16 protein-coding genes are annotated in these 14015 nt (G+C 59.7%); 15 read left to right on the plus strand and 1 reads right to left on the minus strand.

Annotated features, from left to right (window positions below):
• From A8B82_RS14110 to A8B82_RS14130, 5 genes are all read left to right on the plus strand, one after another.
• The coding region (locus A8B82_RS14110; RefSeq protein ID WP_328586502.1) for a topoisomerase C-terminal repeat-containing protein at positions 1-701 on the plus strand (701 nt) is incomplete at its 5' end.
• Positions 702-797: 96 nt separating this feature from the next.
• On the plus strand, positions 798-1358 hold the full coding sequence (locus tag A8B82_RS14115; protein WP_067293574.1) for a L,D-transpeptidase: 561 nt from the start codon (positions 798-800) through the stop codon (positions 1356-1358).
• 93 nt (positions 1359-1451) lie between these two features.
• Positions 1452-2156, plus strand: a complete 705-nt coding sequence (locus A8B82_RS14120) for a CoA transferase subunit A (protein WP_067293576.1) — start codon at positions 1452-1454, stop codon at positions 2154-2156.
• On the plus strand, positions 2156-2779 hold the full coding sequence (locus A8B82_RS14125; RefSeq protein WP_067293579.1) for a CoA transferase subunit B: 624 nt from the start codon (positions 2156-2158) through the stop codon (positions 2777-2779). The genes A8B82_RS14120 and A8B82_RS14125 overlap by 1 nt, the downstream gene beginning before the upstream one ends.
• Entirely contained in the window at positions 2772-3056 is a 285-nt protein-coding gene (locus A8B82_RS14130; protein WP_201120819.1) for a GNAT family N-acetyltransferase, read from the plus strand. The genes A8B82_RS14125 and A8B82_RS14130 overlap by 8 nt, the downstream gene beginning before the upstream one ends.
• A 223-nt stretch (positions 3057-3279) precedes the next feature.
• On the opposite strand, the gene A8B82_RS14135 is transcribed toward A8B82_RS14130, so the two are convergent.
• Positions 3280-4104 (minus strand): lytic transglycosylase domain-containing protein, encoded by an 825-nt coding sequence (locus tag A8B82_RS14135; protein WP_201120820.1) that lies wholly within the window; start codon positions 4102-4104, stop codon positions 3280-3282.
• 395 nt (positions 4105-4499) lie between these two features.
• On the opposite strand from A8B82_RS14135, the gene A8B82_RS14140 reads away from it, so the two are divergent.
• The 10 genes from A8B82_RS14140 to A8B82_RS14185 all read left to right on the plus strand — a co-directional run bounded on the left by A8B82_RS14140 (position 4500) and on the right by A8B82_RS14185 (position 13984).
• Entirely contained in the window at positions 4500-4685 is a 186-nt protein-coding gene (locus tag A8B82_RS14140) for a hypothetical protein (RefSeq protein ID WP_067293584.1), read from the plus strand.
• Between the two features lie 111 nt (positions 4686-4796).
• Positions 4797-4979: a hypothetical protein gene (locus A8B82_RS14145; protein WP_067293587.1), complete on the plus strand. Its 183-nt coding sequence runs from the start codon at positions 4797-4799 to the stop codon at positions 4977-4979.
• A gap of 204 nt (positions 4980-5183) precedes the next feature.
• A complete protein-coding gene (gene cpaB / locus A8B82_RS14150; protein WP_067293589.1) occupies positions 5184-6041 on the plus strand; it encodes a Flp pilus assembly protein CpaB in 858 nt (285 codons plus the stop codon).
• A 218-nt stretch (positions 6042-6259) separates the two neighbouring features.
• On the plus strand, positions 6260-7696 hold the full coding sequence (locus A8B82_RS14155; protein WP_067293592.1) for a type II and III secretion system protein family protein: 1437 nt from the start codon (positions 6260-6262) through the stop codon (positions 7694-7696).
• Complete coding sequence (locus A8B82_RS14160; RefSeq protein WP_067293594.1) at positions 7683-8381, plus strand: OmpA family protein; 699 nt, start codon at positions 7683-7685, stop codon at positions 8379-8381. Before A8B82_RS14155 ends, A8B82_RS14160 begins: the two co-directional genes overlap by 14 nt.
• Before the next feature lie 288 nt (positions 8382-8669).
• Positions 8670-9911 carry an AAA family ATPase gene (locus A8B82_RS14165; protein WP_067293597.1) on the plus strand — a complete coding sequence of 414 codons (1242 nt, stop codon included), beginning with the start codon at positions 8670-8672 and terminating at the stop codon, positions 9909-9911.
• Between the two features lie 24 nt (positions 9912-9935).
• Complete coding sequence (locus A8B82_RS14170) at positions 9936-11369, plus strand: CpaF family protein (RefSeq protein ID WP_067293599.1); 1434 nt, start codon at positions 9936-9938, stop codon at positions 11367-11369.
• Between the two features lie 75 nt (positions 11370-11444).
• On the plus strand, positions 11445-12407 hold the full coding sequence (locus A8B82_RS14175; protein ID WP_067293603.1) for a type II secretion system F family protein: 963 nt from the start codon (positions 11445-11447) through the stop codon (positions 12405-12407).
• Between the two features lie 9 nt (positions 12408-12416).
• Positions 12417-13403: a type II secretion system F family protein gene (locus A8B82_RS14180; RefSeq protein ID WP_201120822.1), complete on the plus strand. Its 987-nt coding sequence runs from the start codon at positions 12417-12419 to the stop codon at positions 13401-13403.
• The gene (locus A8B82_RS14185) at positions 13403-13984 is read left to right on the plus strand and encodes a tetratricopeptide repeat protein (RefSeq protein WP_067293606.1); all 582 of its coding nucleotides are present in this window, start codon (positions 13403-13405) and stop codon (positions 13982-13984) included. Before A8B82_RS14180 ends, A8B82_RS14185 begins: the two co-directional genes overlap by 1 nt.
• Positions 13985-14015: the final 31 nt, after the last annotated feature.

Below are 14015 nucleotides of genomic sequence, written 5' to 3' on the forward strand. Positions count from 1 at the left end.
ACCCCGAAGCCGAGGCCAGCGCCATCCCCCCCGACGGCAAGCTGCTGGGCACGGATCAGGGCGACGAGATTCGCGTCTTCAAGGGCCGCTTCGGCCCCTACGTCCAGCGTGGCGAGGTGACGGAAGAGAACAAGAAGCCGCCGCGCCAGTCGATCCCCAAGGATTGGCCACCGGAGGAGCTGGAGCTTGAGCGCGCGCTGATGCTGCTGTCGCTGCCACGTCAAATCGGCCCACACCCCGAGGATGGCGTGATGGTCTGGTCCAACATCGGGCGGTACGGCCCGTACATCAAACACGCGGAAAGCACGTCAGACCGGGGCGGCACCAATGCCAACCTCGAAGGCATCGACGAGGTCTTTACCGTGGGGATGAACCGCGCTGTGCAGCTGTTGGCCGAAAAAATCGCCAGCCGGGGAGGACGCGGACAGGCCGCCAAACCGCTGCGCGAATTGGGCGACCATCCCGAGGCCGGTGGCGCGGTCAACGTGATGAAGGGCAAATACGGCCCTTACGTGAAGTGGGAAAAGATCAACGCGACAATCCCCGACACCATCGACCCCGAGGATCTGACAATGGCGCAGGCGATCACCCTGATCGACGAACGCGCCGCCAAGGCTGGCAAGAAAAAACCTGCGGCAAAGAAAAAGCCGTCCGCAAAAAAGAAGGCCGCCCCCAAGAAGCCCGCTGCCAAGAAGACCTGAGCGCGACAAAGCAACCGATGATCAAAGACTTGTGATTTGATCCTGCCCCCGAAACTTGCCAGACCAGCGGCAAAACATCGGGCAAAGGGCAGACAAATGACAGATCATCTGAACAAGCGCAGTTTCATAACCGGGGTGGCGGCAACCTTGTTTGCCCCAAGCGTCCTGCGGGCGGACCCCGGTGACCTCAACCCTGTGCGGCGCAACGCCACCAGCTTTACCGCCCAACATTGGCAGGATCACTTTGACACCCTGGGCAAGGCGGCCATCGTGGCCGACACCACCAGCCGCGCATTGCATTTCTGGAGCGGCGACGGGCAGACCTATAATGTCTATCCCACCTCCGTGCCACGCAGCGACGAATTGACCAAGCGGGGGTATACAAAGATCGTGCGCAAGCGTGTCGGTCCCGACTGGACCCCGACGCCCAGCATGGTCGAACGCGACCCTGATCTGAAATACATGCCCCCCGGCCCCGGCAATCCGCTGGGCACCCATGCAATGTACCTGAGCTGGCCCGCCTACCTGATCCATGGCACCCATGACACGCGCAAGATCGGGCGACAAAGTTCCGACGGTTGCATCGGGCTCTACAACCACATGATCGAAGCCCTGTACCAGATCGCGCCCATCGGCACGCAGGTCCGCATACTGTGATCCGCTCCGTGGCGCGCGCCCCTGCATGAATTGACTTTGCCGCGACGCGGCGTCACAAGTTCTTCTGACCATAGTGACAGGGGAGCATGCAGAATGAACAAGATCTACGCAACCGCCACGGAGGCGCTGGAAGGCGTTCTTTCAGACGGCATGCTGATTGCCGCCGGGGGTTTTGGCCTCTGCGGTATTCCGGAATTACTGTTGCAGGCGATCAAGGAACATGGCGCCAAGAACCTGACCTTTGCCTCCAACAATGCGGGCGTGGACGATTTTGGCATTGGCATCCTGTTGCAGACCCGGCAGGTGAAAAAGATGATCTCCTCCTATGTGGGCGAGAACGCGGAATTCATGCGCCAATATCTTTCGGGTGAGCTGGAGCTTGAATTCAACCCACAGGGCACACTGGCCGAACGGATGCGCGCGGGCGGTTGCGGCATCCCCGGTTTCTACACCAAGACCGGCGTCGGCACCCAGATCGCCGAAGGCAAGGAAGTCAAACAGTTCAACGGAGAGGATTACATCCTCGAAGAGGGCATTTTTGCCGACCTCAGCATCGTCAAGGCCTGGAAGGCCGACGACACCGGCAACCTGGTGTTCCGCAAGACGGCGCGCAACTTCAACCCGCCTGCCGCCATGTGCGGCAAGGTCTGCATCGCCGAGGTCGAGGAAATCGTGCCGCGCGGGTCGCTTGACCCCGATACGATCCACCTGCCCGGCATTTACGTGCACCGGATCGTTCAGGGCACCCATGAGAAACGCATCGAACAGCGCACCACGCGCAAGCGGGAGGAAGCATAATGGGCTGGGATCGCAACCAAATGGCCGCACGTGCGGCGCAAGAGCTGGAAGACGGCATGTATGTGAACCTCGGCATCGGTATTCCGACGCTGGTGGCCAACTATGTCGGCGACAAGGACATCACCCTGCAATCCGAGAACGGCATGCTGGGCATGGGCCCCTTCCCCTTTGATGGCGATGAAGACCCCGACCTGATCAATGCGGGCAAGCAGACCATCACCGAACTTTCCCGCACCTCCTATTTCGACAGCGCCACCAGCTTTGGCATGATCCGCGGCGGCAAGATCGCAGCCGCGATCCTGGGTGCCATGGAAGTCGCCGAAAACGGCGATCTGGCCAACTGGATGATTCCGGGCAAGCTGGTCAAGGGCATGGGCGGCGCGATGGACCTTGTCGCAGGGGTCGGCAAGGTCATTGTCGTGATGGACCACCAGAACAAGGCCGGTGAAAGCAAAGTGCTCAAGGAATGCACCCTGCCGCTGACCGGCAAGGGGGTGGTGGACCGGATCATCACCAACCTTGGCGTGCTGGACGTGGTCGAAGGTGGGCTTCGCATCGTTGAATGCGCGGATGGCGTCACCGAGGAAGAATTGCGCGCCGCGACCGAGGCCACAATTGTCTGAGATCACCCGCGAGGTCAGCGGCAGCAAGGGCCGCTATGTCCTGTCTCAGGACGGCCACGAGGCCGAGCTGACCTATTCGCGCCTTGGCGAGACACAGGTGATTGCGGATCACACCAGCGTGCCGGAGGCTCTTTCGGGCACCGGTGCCGGTCTGAAACTGGTCACGCGGCTGATCGAGGATGCCCGTGCAGAGGGTTTCAGGATCGTGCCGCTGTGCCCTTTCGTAAATGCGATGCGGCGAAAGCACCCGGAATGGGCGGACGTCTTCAACGTCTGAAAGGCGGGGTATCGCGATCTTTTCAAAAAGATCGACACGGAGTTTTCAAAAACTCCGGTTCTCCCGATGCGTAGTGCAAGATCGTGCCGCTCTGCCCCCTTGTGAGTACCGAGCTGCGAAAACACCCCTTATGGGCAGACACCTGCAACATCTGAACGGCGGGGTGCAGCGATCTTTTCAAAAAGATCGGGCCGGAGTTTTCAAAAACTCCGGTTCTCTTTTCTCAGTTCATCGCGGCAAAGACACAGCCGTCTGAGATCAGTTCGGGCGGCGTCTTGCACAGGCCCTTGGCCACCTGGAAGGCCGCCAGCACCTTGGGCACGTAGTCGCGCGTTTCGGCAAATGGCGGCACACCGGCGTGTTTGCGCACCGAGCCTTCTCCGGCATTATACCCCGCCAGCACCAGGATCGGGTCGCGGTCAAATTCGTCCATCAGCCAGTTCAGGTATTTCACCCCGCCGGTGATGTTCTGGGACGACGCCAGACTGTCTATCACCCCGAACCGTTCCGCCGTGGCGGGCATCAGCTGCATCAACCCCTGCGCCCCGGCCCGGCTGACCGCATCGGGCTTTCCGGCGGATTCAACCGTGATCACCGCCAGGACCAGCGCGGGCGAGACCTGGGTGCCGATGGTCGAACGCAGGATGTCGATGCCATTGATCTTGGCGATATCCTGCATCTGCTGCAGGCGGGGGCTGTTGATCTTGCCGCCCGCACCCGCCAGCGTCGCCATTGCGGTTTCCAGACGTCCCGGACCGGACTGCGCGATGTTCGGCGATACCTTTTCCCAGAACCAATCGAATTGGCCGGGTGTTTTGGGCGTAATTGCGCCCGAAGGCTGCGCAACCACGTCGGGGCCGACTTTGGGCTTCAGCGCGGCGGCCTGAACCGCCGGGTCGATCTGGATGCCGATCCGCGGCCGACTTCCCGGTTTGGGGGCCTTTATCCGCTTGGCACTGAAATCGGCAAAGGGGCGCGCGCTCTCCGCCCATAGCGGTGCCGCCACCATGGCGCCCGAAAAGAGCGCGATTGCCAGAATACGATACATGCCTGCCTGCCGTTGATTGTTGTCGGCTCGATTTTCAAACAGCTTCCCACAAAATCACCGTCAAAACCAGCAAATCGAGCCATGAGCACTGCCAGAACCCGTAAATCGAGGCGGATATTGCGGCAATTTCGCCATAATTCACCCCCAGATCACGCAATTTTAACTAAACTCATTCATGCTCTGTGGAAATTTTCATTTAGGAACATGTGCTTGCATTTTTTTTGGCCGGAGGTGGGCGAAAAAACCAAAAAGTCACATTTGCCGCCAAATTCATGCCCCAATCAGACAGCTATATAGCGTCATACCAAGTCGGACAGGCGCTCAACTGAGAGAACGGTGCCACCAACGGACGGCAGGGTGTAACCTTAAAACTTTGATCCTTGGAGGGACAAACCATGATGAACTTCTTCGCAAACTTCAAATCTGACGAATCCGGTGCCGTGACTGTTGACTGGGTTGTGCTGACCGCCGCCGTTGTTGGCCTGGCCGTTGCTGCGTACTCCTCGATCCAGACTGGTGCTTCCGGCCTGACCGACCGTACAGCGACATACCTGGACGGCCGTACACCCGGCACCAACTAATTCTTACCTGATGGTATGAAATTGCGGGGCCGCACTCTGATGATCAGACTGCGGCCCCGTTTTCGTCCCGGTCGGACGATCGGGTCAACCCTCTTTGAGAGGAGCACAACCATGTTGCGCAAACTGAAGCAATTTCGAAAGTCCGAACGTGGCGCGGTCACGGTGGACTGGGTCGTCCTGACTGCCGCGGTCGTATCGCTGGCAGTCGTGATAGTTCTGACGATCCACAACGGCGCAGAAAGCGTGGGCGATGGCACCGGCACCTGGCTGGGCAATCGATCGGTCGGGAACTGACCACAAAGCTGACCTGACAGGCTGACCTTTCGGGTCGGCCTTTCGGGCGCTCTTTGCCGATGATTCTGACTTTGTCAGCGCCGCGGCCAGGGCGCCGCAGCCTTTCCATCGGAGAGGCAAAATTTCGTCATATTCGGGTGCTACGCCGGACGTGGACAAAGAGGCGTCGGGCAAACCCGGCACGAATGAGCAAGAGGTGATAACATGCGGATGGTATTTGGACTGGTCCTTTTGGTGGGCATCGCGCTTGCCGGCGGGGCTGTTTATCTGGCCAAGGATCGGATCGCGCAATACCAGTTGGCGAATGCGCGCGCTCAGGAAGCCTTGTCACAGGTTGTGCCCACGGTTTCGGTCTTTGTGGCTGAAGGCCCCCTGAAATACGGTCAACGGCTGACCCCGGAAGACGTGCGCGAAGTTGCATGGCCCGAGAACGCCATCCCCGAAGGTGCCTTTACAGATCATGCCGTCCTGTTTCCCGAAAATACGGATGAACCCCGCGTTGTCCTGCGCGCCATGGAGAAAGACGAAGCGATCATGGCGCTCAAGGTCACAGCGCCAGGCGAAGATACCGGTCTGACCTCGCGGCTGGAACGCGGCAAGCGCGCTTTTACCATCAAGGTTGACGTATCCAGCGGCGTTTCGGGCTTCCTGCGTCCGGGCGACAAGGTCGATGTCTATTGGACAGGCCGCGTCAGCATCAACCGCGACACGCCGACCACCGAAGTCACCAAGCTGATCGAGGCCGGGGTGCAATTGATCGCGGTGGACCAGTCCGCCGGTGGCGAGTTGAGCGAGGCGACCATCGCCCGCACCGTCACCGTTGCGGTCAGCCCGCAGCAGGTTGCAGGCCTGGCCCAGGCGCAATCGACCGGGAACCTTTCGCTGTCGCTGGTGGGTGCCGAGGATGACACTGTGGCCTCTGCCATCGAAGTGGACCAACGTGCCCTGCTTGGCATCGCAGCCGCCGAGATCAAGGCCGAAGTGGCCAAGGAAAAGGTCTGCACCATCCGCACACGGCGCGGTGCTGAAGTGGTCGAACTTCCGATCCCCTGCACCAACTGAGCCGCTGACGGACCACCAAGGTCGTTGAAAACCAAACGTTTGACCCGGCGCCGCAGAGATGCGGCGCCGGTCTCGTTTAATGTTATGTTGCTATTTGCCCACATAAGAAAAACAGCCGAACACCTTGATTCTTGCAATAAAATCAAAACTGACGCAGAGTGTTTCAAACGACGGGCGAAAAGACCCTATATTGAGGCGTGATCAAAAAGGCAGGTCACATGAAAATCGACAGATTTCTGAAAGCGGCTCTACTGGGCCTGACACTGACTGCTGCGCCTGTCGCAGTGTTCTCTCCTTCGACAGCCCATGCGGATACGCTGCGGGTCATGAAACGTGGAACCAACGCGGCACTGAACGTGCCGATGAACCGCGCGGTCGTGGTGGAAAGCGATATTCCCTTTGCTGAACTCAGCATCGCCAACCCCGGTATTGCGGATATCTCATCGCTCTCCGATCGCACCATCTATGTGCTTGGCAAATCGCCGGGTCTGACCACGCTGACACTGCTTGATGCCAGCGGCCAGCTGATCACCAACGTCGATGTGCGCGTCGCGGCGGATGTATCGGAGTTCAAGGAACGCCTGCGGCAGATCATGCCCGGCGAGAACATCGAAGTACGAACTGCAAATGACGGCATCGTGCTGTCGGGCATCGTCTCTTCCACCCAGCGCCTTCAACGTGCGCTGGATCTGGCAGAGCGCTACGCCCCCGAACGGGTGTCCAACCTGATGAGCGTCGGCGGCATCCAGCAGGTGATGATGAAGGTACGCTTTGCCGAAATGCAGCGTAACGTATCGAAATCACTCGGCGCATCGCTGGCCTTGAACGGGGCCATCGGCGGCACCGGTATCAACGGCGGCACTGGGACGACAAATACCTCTGGCGGGGTCACGGGCTCGCTCGGCGGGAATATCCCGGCCACCAACCAGAACGCGGGCGCGGTGCTCTTCGGTTTCAACGCAGGATCGACCCAGGTCGGTATCCTGCTGGAAGCATTGGAAGAAAAAGGTGTCGTTCGGTTTCTGGCAGAGCCGAACCTGGTCGCCCTTTCCGGACAGGAAGCGAAATTCCTCGCCGGGGGTGAATACCCCGTGCCGGTGGCACAGACAGACAACCGGATCTCGGTCGAATTCAAACCTTTTGGCGTCGAACTGGTCTTTGTCCCCCGCGTGGTCGACAAGGACCTGATCAACCTCGAACTCAAGGCGGCGGTGTCGGCCATCGACCCGACCAACAGCCTCGAATTGGGCAACGGCATCTCTATTGCAGCCTTCACCCGGCGGGAGACTTCCAGCACGGTTGAAATGCGCGACGGAGAAAGCTTTGCCATCGCGGGGCTTCTAACCGACGACTTTACCGACAATTCCCGGCAGTTGCCGTGGATCGGTGATGTGCCGGTGCTGGGCGCCCTCTTTCGTTCTGCGGATTATCAGCGCAGCCAGACCGAACTTGTCATCATCGTGACCGCACATCTGGTCACACCGACCCGTGGCGAAGCGCTTGCGCTGCCCACCGACCGGATCAAGCCACCCACTGAAAAAGACCTCTTCCTTTATGGTCGCACCGCAGAAGGCACACGCGCCCCGAACAAGGGTGCCGCCGGCGAGGTTGCCAAACAGGACTTTGGCGGGTCATATGGTTATGTACTGGACTGAACAGATGACACCAAGGCTGGCCATGAAACTCAAACTCACCGCTGCATCGGCAGGTCTGGCCGCCCTTCTGGGCTGCGCGCCCAGTTCCGATCCGGTCTATACCCAGTTCTACAGCGAAGCGGGCGCGCTGGCTGACACCGGCTACTTTGGCAATGCCACGCTGAACAACCGTTTGGTGATGACGGGCGAGCGGCAATATACCTTCGATCTGGCCAACCGATTTGCCAGCGAAGTGACATCGGTCGTTAACTTCGAATTCAATTCATGGCAATTGGACGGCAATGCCCAGGCGATCCTGCGCCAGCAAGCCAGCTGGATTCGCCAGTTCCCGGAAATCCGCTTCCGCGTTTATGGTCACACCGACGCAGTGGGCTCGAACCGCTACAACAAGGGCCTTGGCCTGCGCCGTGCCAATGCCGTCGTCAGCTATCTGTCGACCCTCGGCATCAGCCGCAGCCGTCTCGAAGCCGTTGTTTCCTTTGGCGAAACCCAGCCCTTGATCGTGACACAGGGCCGCGAGCGCAAGAACCGCCGCACCGTCACCGAGGTCAGCGGCTTTGTGGAACGCCACCCCACTGTTCTCGATGGCAAATACGCGCAGATCATCTATCGCGACTACGTCGCAAGCGGCGTGCCGCCCAGTCAGCTGAGCGAGACGCTGACCGCAGGGGTCGGCGGCCAGTAATCCGGACAGCAAGGGGGCCAGTGGCCCCCTTCTTCTTGCGCGCTGATGGCTGCTGCGCGCCCGCGTAACGGTCTGATCAATCTAAGCCGCAGCGCCTGATCGTTTCAACATACCCAACAATCAGACCTTTTTAGCCCCAATCTCGCCCAAGTTTACCGCGATATTCACCTCAATAGGACAGATGTGTCTGTGCAGAATGCCAGACATGGGTGACAGCGCGGGGCCGAAACTGCATAGGAACAGCAGCCGCTCCAGCCGCCAAACCCTTGTGAGTAGAGGAAAAGGGCTATGAGTAGCGTAATGCCGCAACCAGAGACAGCGCCGATTGTTGCCTGCACCGTCAGCCGTGACGTGCAGAATTTCGATCTTTTGATCGAAGACATGGAAGATTCCATGGGCGAAAGCTGGGGCGATCTTGGTTTTGCCGAAGCGCTTGCCTTTTTCAGCCAGCCCGAGGCCTCCGCGATGGAATTCATTGCCCTGGCGATGGATCAGGAGGACGAGGACAACCTTGTTCTGATGACAGAGATCATCAGCCAGGCCAAGGCCCACGGCATCAAGGTTATCCTGATCGCAGAGGATGTAACCCCCGCCGCGCTGCACAGCCTGCTGCGGCAAGGTGCCGATGAATTTGTCCCCTACCCCCTGCCCGAGGGCGAGTTGGCGCAGGCCATCACCCGCGTGCGCATGGCAGATCAACCGGCCCCGCAACACGTTGAAACCAGCGGCCCCAGCCTGCGCGCAGGTGTCAACAAGAATGGCGCGGTGATCGTGGTACACGGCCTTGCCGGTGGCACCGGCAGCACCACCATGGCCGTGAACCTGGCATGGGAACTGGCCACGGCTGACAAGAAATCCGCGCCTTCTGTCTGCTTGCTGGACCTCGATTTTCAGTATGGCTCTGTTGCGACCTTCCTTGACCTGCCGCGCCGTGAGGCCGTCTATGAGATGCTGTCGGACACCGAAACCATGGACGACGAAATCTTTGGCCAGGCGATGCTGACCTACGAAGACAAGCTGAACGTGCTGACCGCACCCACCGACATGCTGCCACTGGACCTGCTGAGCTCCGAAGACATCGAACGTGTGCTGACCATCGCGCGCAGCCAATTCGATTATGTGGTGATCGACATGCCCTCGACGCTGGTGCAATGGTCCGAAACCGTTCTCAATCAGGCGCATGTCTATTTTGCCATGCTGGAACTCGATATGCGGTCTGCCCAGAACACGCTGCGCTTCAAACGTGCGCTCCAGTCCGAGGATCTGCCGGTTGAAAAGCTGCGGTATGTGCTGAACCGCGCACCCAAGTTCACCGACCTGAACGGCAAGGGCCGCGTCAAGCGGATGGCGGAATCGCTGAGCATCTCGATTGACGTGCAACTGCCCGACGGCGGCAAGCCGATCACCCAGGCCAACGACCATGGCCTGCCGCTTGCCAATTCTGCGCCGAAAAGCCCGCTGCGCCGCGAAATCGCCAAGCTTGCCGCCTCAATCCATCATTTGAAAGGCGATCAGGCTGAAGCCGCCTGATCCCCGAACTGAAAGAGCACAGCCATGTTTTCGAAGTACAAGAAGGCGTCAGACGCCGCACCGGCCCGCAAACCGGCAGCGGTTGTCGATCTGGCCCCGCCGCCCGCCGCCACGGCGGCAAAATCGGTTGTGCGCAAGGCGGCGCAACCGGCCGCAGCCGCGCCCATCGACAAGGATGTGAAGCGCAAGCAGCGGATGGGCGAAATCAAGCTGGAACTGCACCGTGCCCTGCTGGACAACCTGAACCTGGCAGCGCTGGAACATGCGACGGAAGCCGACCTGCGGCAGGAAATCAATGCGATCTCGGCGGAAATCCTGGCCGAAAAAAGCATCGTTCTGAACCGCGAAGACCGGATGACGCTGAACTCCGAACTCTTTGACGAGGTCACGGGCCTTGGCCCGTTGGAAACTCTGCTCAAAGATGACTCGGTCAACGATATTCTGGTGAACGGCCCGCAGCAGATTTTCGTCGAACGCGACGGCAAACTGCAATTGACCGATGTTACCTTCAAGGATGAAAAGCACCTGCTGCGCATCATCGACAAGATCGTGTCGGCCGTGGGCCGCCGGGTCGATGAATCCAACCCCTATGTGGACGCCCGTTTGCAGGATGGCTCGCGTTTCAACGCGATGGTGCCGCCGGTCGCCGTGGACGGCAGCCTTGTCTCCATCCGTAAGTTCAAGAAGGACAAGCTGGCCATCGACGATCTGGTCAACTTCGGGGCCTTTACCGAGGAAATGGCCGCCTATCTTCAGGCCGCCGTGGCGACGCGTCTCAATATCATCGTGTCGGGTGGTACGGGTTCGGGTAAAACGACCACGCTCAACGCATTGTCGTCCTTCATCGACAACGCCGAACGCATCCTGACCATCGAGGATACGGCGGAACTTCAGCTGCAACAGACCCATGTGGGCCGGATGGAAAGCCGCCCCGCCAACGTCGAGGGCAAGGGCGAGGTTTCCCCCCGCGACTGTCTGAAAAACGCCCTGCGGATGCGTCCTGACCGGATCATCGTGGGTGAGACGCGTGGCGAAGAGGTGATCGACATGTTGCAGGCCATGAACACCGGCCACGACGGGTCGATGACCACAATCCACGCCAACTCTGCCCGCGACGGGGTGTCCCGTCTGGAGAACATGATCGCCATGGCGGGGATCGAAATGCCGCTGAAAGCCGTGCGCAGCCAGATTTCATCGGCTGTGAACCTGATTGTGCAGGCCTCGCGCCTGCAGGACGGTTCGCGCCGCATGACCTCGATCACCGAAATCACCGGCATGGAAGGCGACGTGATCTCCATGCAGGAAATATTCCGCTATCAGCGTGTGGGCCTGACGCCCGACAACAAGATCATCGGCCATTTCACCGCCACCGGCGTGCGCAGCCACTATGCGGAACGCTTCCGCATGTGGGGCTATGACCTGCCGTCCTCCATCTATGAACCGATTGCGGCCCAATAGGCTGCACCACAAGAAACTCGCGGCCCGATGGGCCGTGCCACATGAATGCAGCCGCCCCTGTAAGGAATTAGTGCAATGAGCGCCGAACCAATCATCTACGGCCTGATCTTCATCGGTGTGCTGGTGCTGGTCGAGGGCCTGTACCTTGTCGCCTTTGGTAAATCCATCAGCCTCAACAGCCGCGTGAACCGCCGCCTTGAGATGCTGGAAAAAGGCACCCGCCGCGAGGAGGTGCTGGACAAGCTGCGCAAGGAAATGCAGCAGCATATGGATGCCAAGACCATCCCGCTGTATTCGCTGCTGTCGATCAAGGCACAGAAGGCGGCCATCGCCTTTACACCCAAACAGCTTTTGATGATCATGGCAGGGGTTTCTGCCGCTGCCTTCATGGCGCTGACCGTGGGCACGGAAACCGACGCGCCGGTGCGCGCCCTTCTGTCGGTCGGGATCGGTGTCGGCGGGGTGTATTTCTGGATCTCGGCCAAGGCGAACAAACGCATGGGCATGATCGAGGAACAGCTTCCCGATGCGGTGGAACTGATGGTGCGTTCACTTCGGGTAGGGCATCCGTTCTCCAACGCCATTTCAATCGTGTCCAAGGAAATCCAGGATCCGCTGGCCTCCGAATTCGGGGTCATCGCCGATGAATCCGCCTATGGCCGCGACGTGGGCGAGGCGCTCAAGGACATGGCCGAACGTCTGGACATGCAGGATTTGCGCTTTCTTGCTGTGGCCGTGACGATCCAGCAGCAGTCAGGCGGTAACCTGGCCGAGATCCTTGCCGGTCTGGCCAAGGTGATCCGCGCCCGTTTCCGCCTGTTCCGCCGGGTCAAGGCGATCACGGCAGAGGCAAAATGGTCCGGCAAGTTCCTGTCTGCCTTCCCCATCGTGGCGCTGATCGTGATCAACGTCTCCGACCCGCACTACTATGACGAAGTGCGCGACCATGCGATGTTCATCCCCGCCTGTTTCCTCGTGGGTATCTTCCTGGCGATGAACCTCTTCGTGATGCGCATTCTCACCGACATCAAAGTGTAAGGCACGGACATGGATATCCTTTTACAGATCAACGATCAGATCACCCAGGTCCTCGGCCCGATGGGGTTGATCATCATCGCGGGTGTCGCGGGCTTTATCATGGTGGCAACCGTCGCCATCATGTACCTGCGCCAACCCGAGGACCCGCTGACCAAGCTCAAGCGCAACGCGGCGAACCCCGGCAAGGCGGATCAAAGCGCCAAGCTGCGCCAGGCCGACCAGAACGCACAATTGCAGAAGTTCGCGAAATTCCTGGAACCAGAGGATGTTGCGGAATTGTCCGCCAAACAGCTCGTCCTGCGCCAGGCTGGCTACCAGTCGCGCGACGCCGTGCGCATTTTTTACTTCGCACAGATGGCGCTGGGGCTGCTCGGCATGGCGGCGGGCATTTTCTATACCGGCATCCTTGGCGGTGGCGAAGGCATGAGCACCCAAAAGACCATGATCTACACCCTGATGCCCGGCGCATTGGGTTATTTCCTGCCGAAATACTGGGTGACGCGCCGCGTCGAGGCACGCAAGGAGGAAATCACCCGCGGTTTCCCCGATGCATTGGACATGATGCTGGTCTGCGTCGAGGCTGGCCAGTCGCTGGACCAATGCATTGTCCGCGTCAGCGCGGAACTGCGTGCGTCCTATCGCGCCCTGTCCGAAGAATTCCAGATCGTTGCCTACGAGATGAAGGCCGGCAAGGACAAGATCACAGTGCTCAACGACATGGGCGAACGCTGCGGCGTGCAGGACGTGTCGTCTTTCGTGACCGTTCTGGTCCAGTCGGCCGCCTTCGGTACGTCGATTTCGGATGCGCTGCGGGTCTATGCCGGGGAAATGCGTGATAAACGCGTGATGCGCGCCGAAGAGGCCGCAAACAAGTTGCCAACCAAGATGACCCTTGCCACAATGATGCTCACGGTGCCGCCGCTGCTGATCATTCTTGTGGGTCCTTCGGTCCATGGCATCACGCAACTTGGCAATATGGGTGGACTGGCGGAATAATGACACCACGACACGGGCGCGGTTTTTTCCCTGCCCTTGCTCTGACCACGATCCTTGGATTGGCCGCCTGTTCACCGGGCGGCTTTTCCGCGTTGAAGCCGGATCAGGTCTATGCCCCCGGTGTCGACCAACGGGCAGAGGCGGTTGACGGCGTCGAAGTGGGCCACCGCCTGATCGCCGCCGGGCAATACGAGCTGGCCATCAAATCCTTCAACCGCGCCGCCCTCGATCAGGGGCTGAATGGCGAAGTGCTGTCGGGTCTCGGCTCTGCCAACCTTGGGCTTGGTCGCCTTGGGCAGGCCGAAACCCTGCTGCGCCGTGCCGTAAAAGAAGAAGGCGGGCAGCCCGAAGTCTGGAACAACCTCGGCGTTGTCCTGATGGAACGGGGCAAGACCGTCGAGGCGGAACAGATTTTCAAGAAAGCCTATGCGCTCGACAATGGCCAAAGTGACGCAATCCGCGACAATCTTCGCTTGGCACTCGCCAAATCGCAAAATTCTGATAACGTAGAACTTGACGACAACGATTATAAGCTCGTGCGCCGGGGCGGCGGTAATTTCCTTATCACAGCCCCTCTTTAACGACACCGGCATCGAGGTAGAGCAGAAAAGG

The organism is Sulfitobacter sp. EhC04 (assembly GCF_001650875.1).
In the GTDB taxonomy this organism is placed as follows: Bacteria; Pseudomonadota; Alphaproteobacteria; order Rhodobacterales; family Rhodobacteraceae; genus Sulfitobacter.

Excerpts from the sequence above, each read along its gene's own strand:
- A8B82_RS14115 (WP_067293574.1), top strand. The coding sequence starts at position 798 with ATGACAGATCATCTGAACAAGCGCAGTTTCATAACCGGGGTGGCGGCA.
- A8B82_RS14120 (WP_067293576.1), top strand. The coding sequence starts at position 1,452 with ATGAACAAGATCTACGCAACCGCCACGGAGGCGCTGGAAGGCGTTCTT.
- A8B82_RS14125 (WP_067293579.1), top strand. The coding sequence starts at position 2,156 with ATGGGCTGGGATCGCAACCAAATGGCCGCACGTGCGGCGCAAGAGCTG.
- A8B82_RS14135 (WP_201120820.1), bottom strand. The coding sequence starts at position 4,104 with ATGTATCGTATTCTGGCAATCGCGCTCTTTTCGGGCGCCATGGTGGCG.
- A8B82_RS14140 (WP_067293584.1), top strand. The coding sequence starts at position 4,500 with ATGATGAACTTCTTCGCAAACTTCAAATCTGACGAATCCGGTGCCGTG.
- A8B82_RS14145 (WP_067293587.1), top strand. The coding sequence starts at position 4,797 with ATGTTGCGCAAACTGAAGCAATTTCGAAAGTCCGAACGTGGCGCGGTC.
- cpaB (WP_067293589.1), top strand. The coding sequence starts at position 5,184 with ATGCGGATGGTATTTGGACTGGTCCTTTTGGTGGGCATCGCGCTTGCC.
- A8B82_RS14155 (WP_067293592.1), top strand. The coding sequence starts at position 6,260 with ATGAAAATCGACAGATTTCTGAAAGCGGCTCTACTGGGCCTGACACTG.
- A8B82_RS14160 (WP_067293594.1), top strand. The coding sequence starts at position 7,683 with ATGTACTGGACTGAACAGATGACACCAAGGCTGGCCATGAAACTCAAA.
- A8B82_RS14165 (WP_067293597.1), top strand. The coding sequence starts at position 8,670 with ATGAGTAGCGTAATGCCGCAACCAGAGACAGCGCCGATTGTTGCCTGC.
- A8B82_RS14170 (WP_067293599.1), top strand. The coding sequence starts at position 9,936 with ATGTTTTCGAAGTACAAGAAGGCGTCAGACGCCGCACCGGCCCGCAAA.
- A8B82_RS14175 (WP_067293603.1), top strand. The coding sequence starts at position 11,445 with ATGAGCGCCGAACCAATCATCTACGGCCTGATCTTCATCGGTGTGCTG.
- A8B82_RS14180 (WP_201120822.1), top strand. The coding sequence starts at position 12,417 with ATGGATATCCTTTTACAGATCAACGATCAGATCACCCAGGTCCTCGGC.
- A8B82_RS14185 (WP_067293606.1), top strand. The coding sequence starts at position 13,403 with ATGACACCACGACACGGGCGCGGTTTTTTCCCTGCCCTTGCTCTGACC.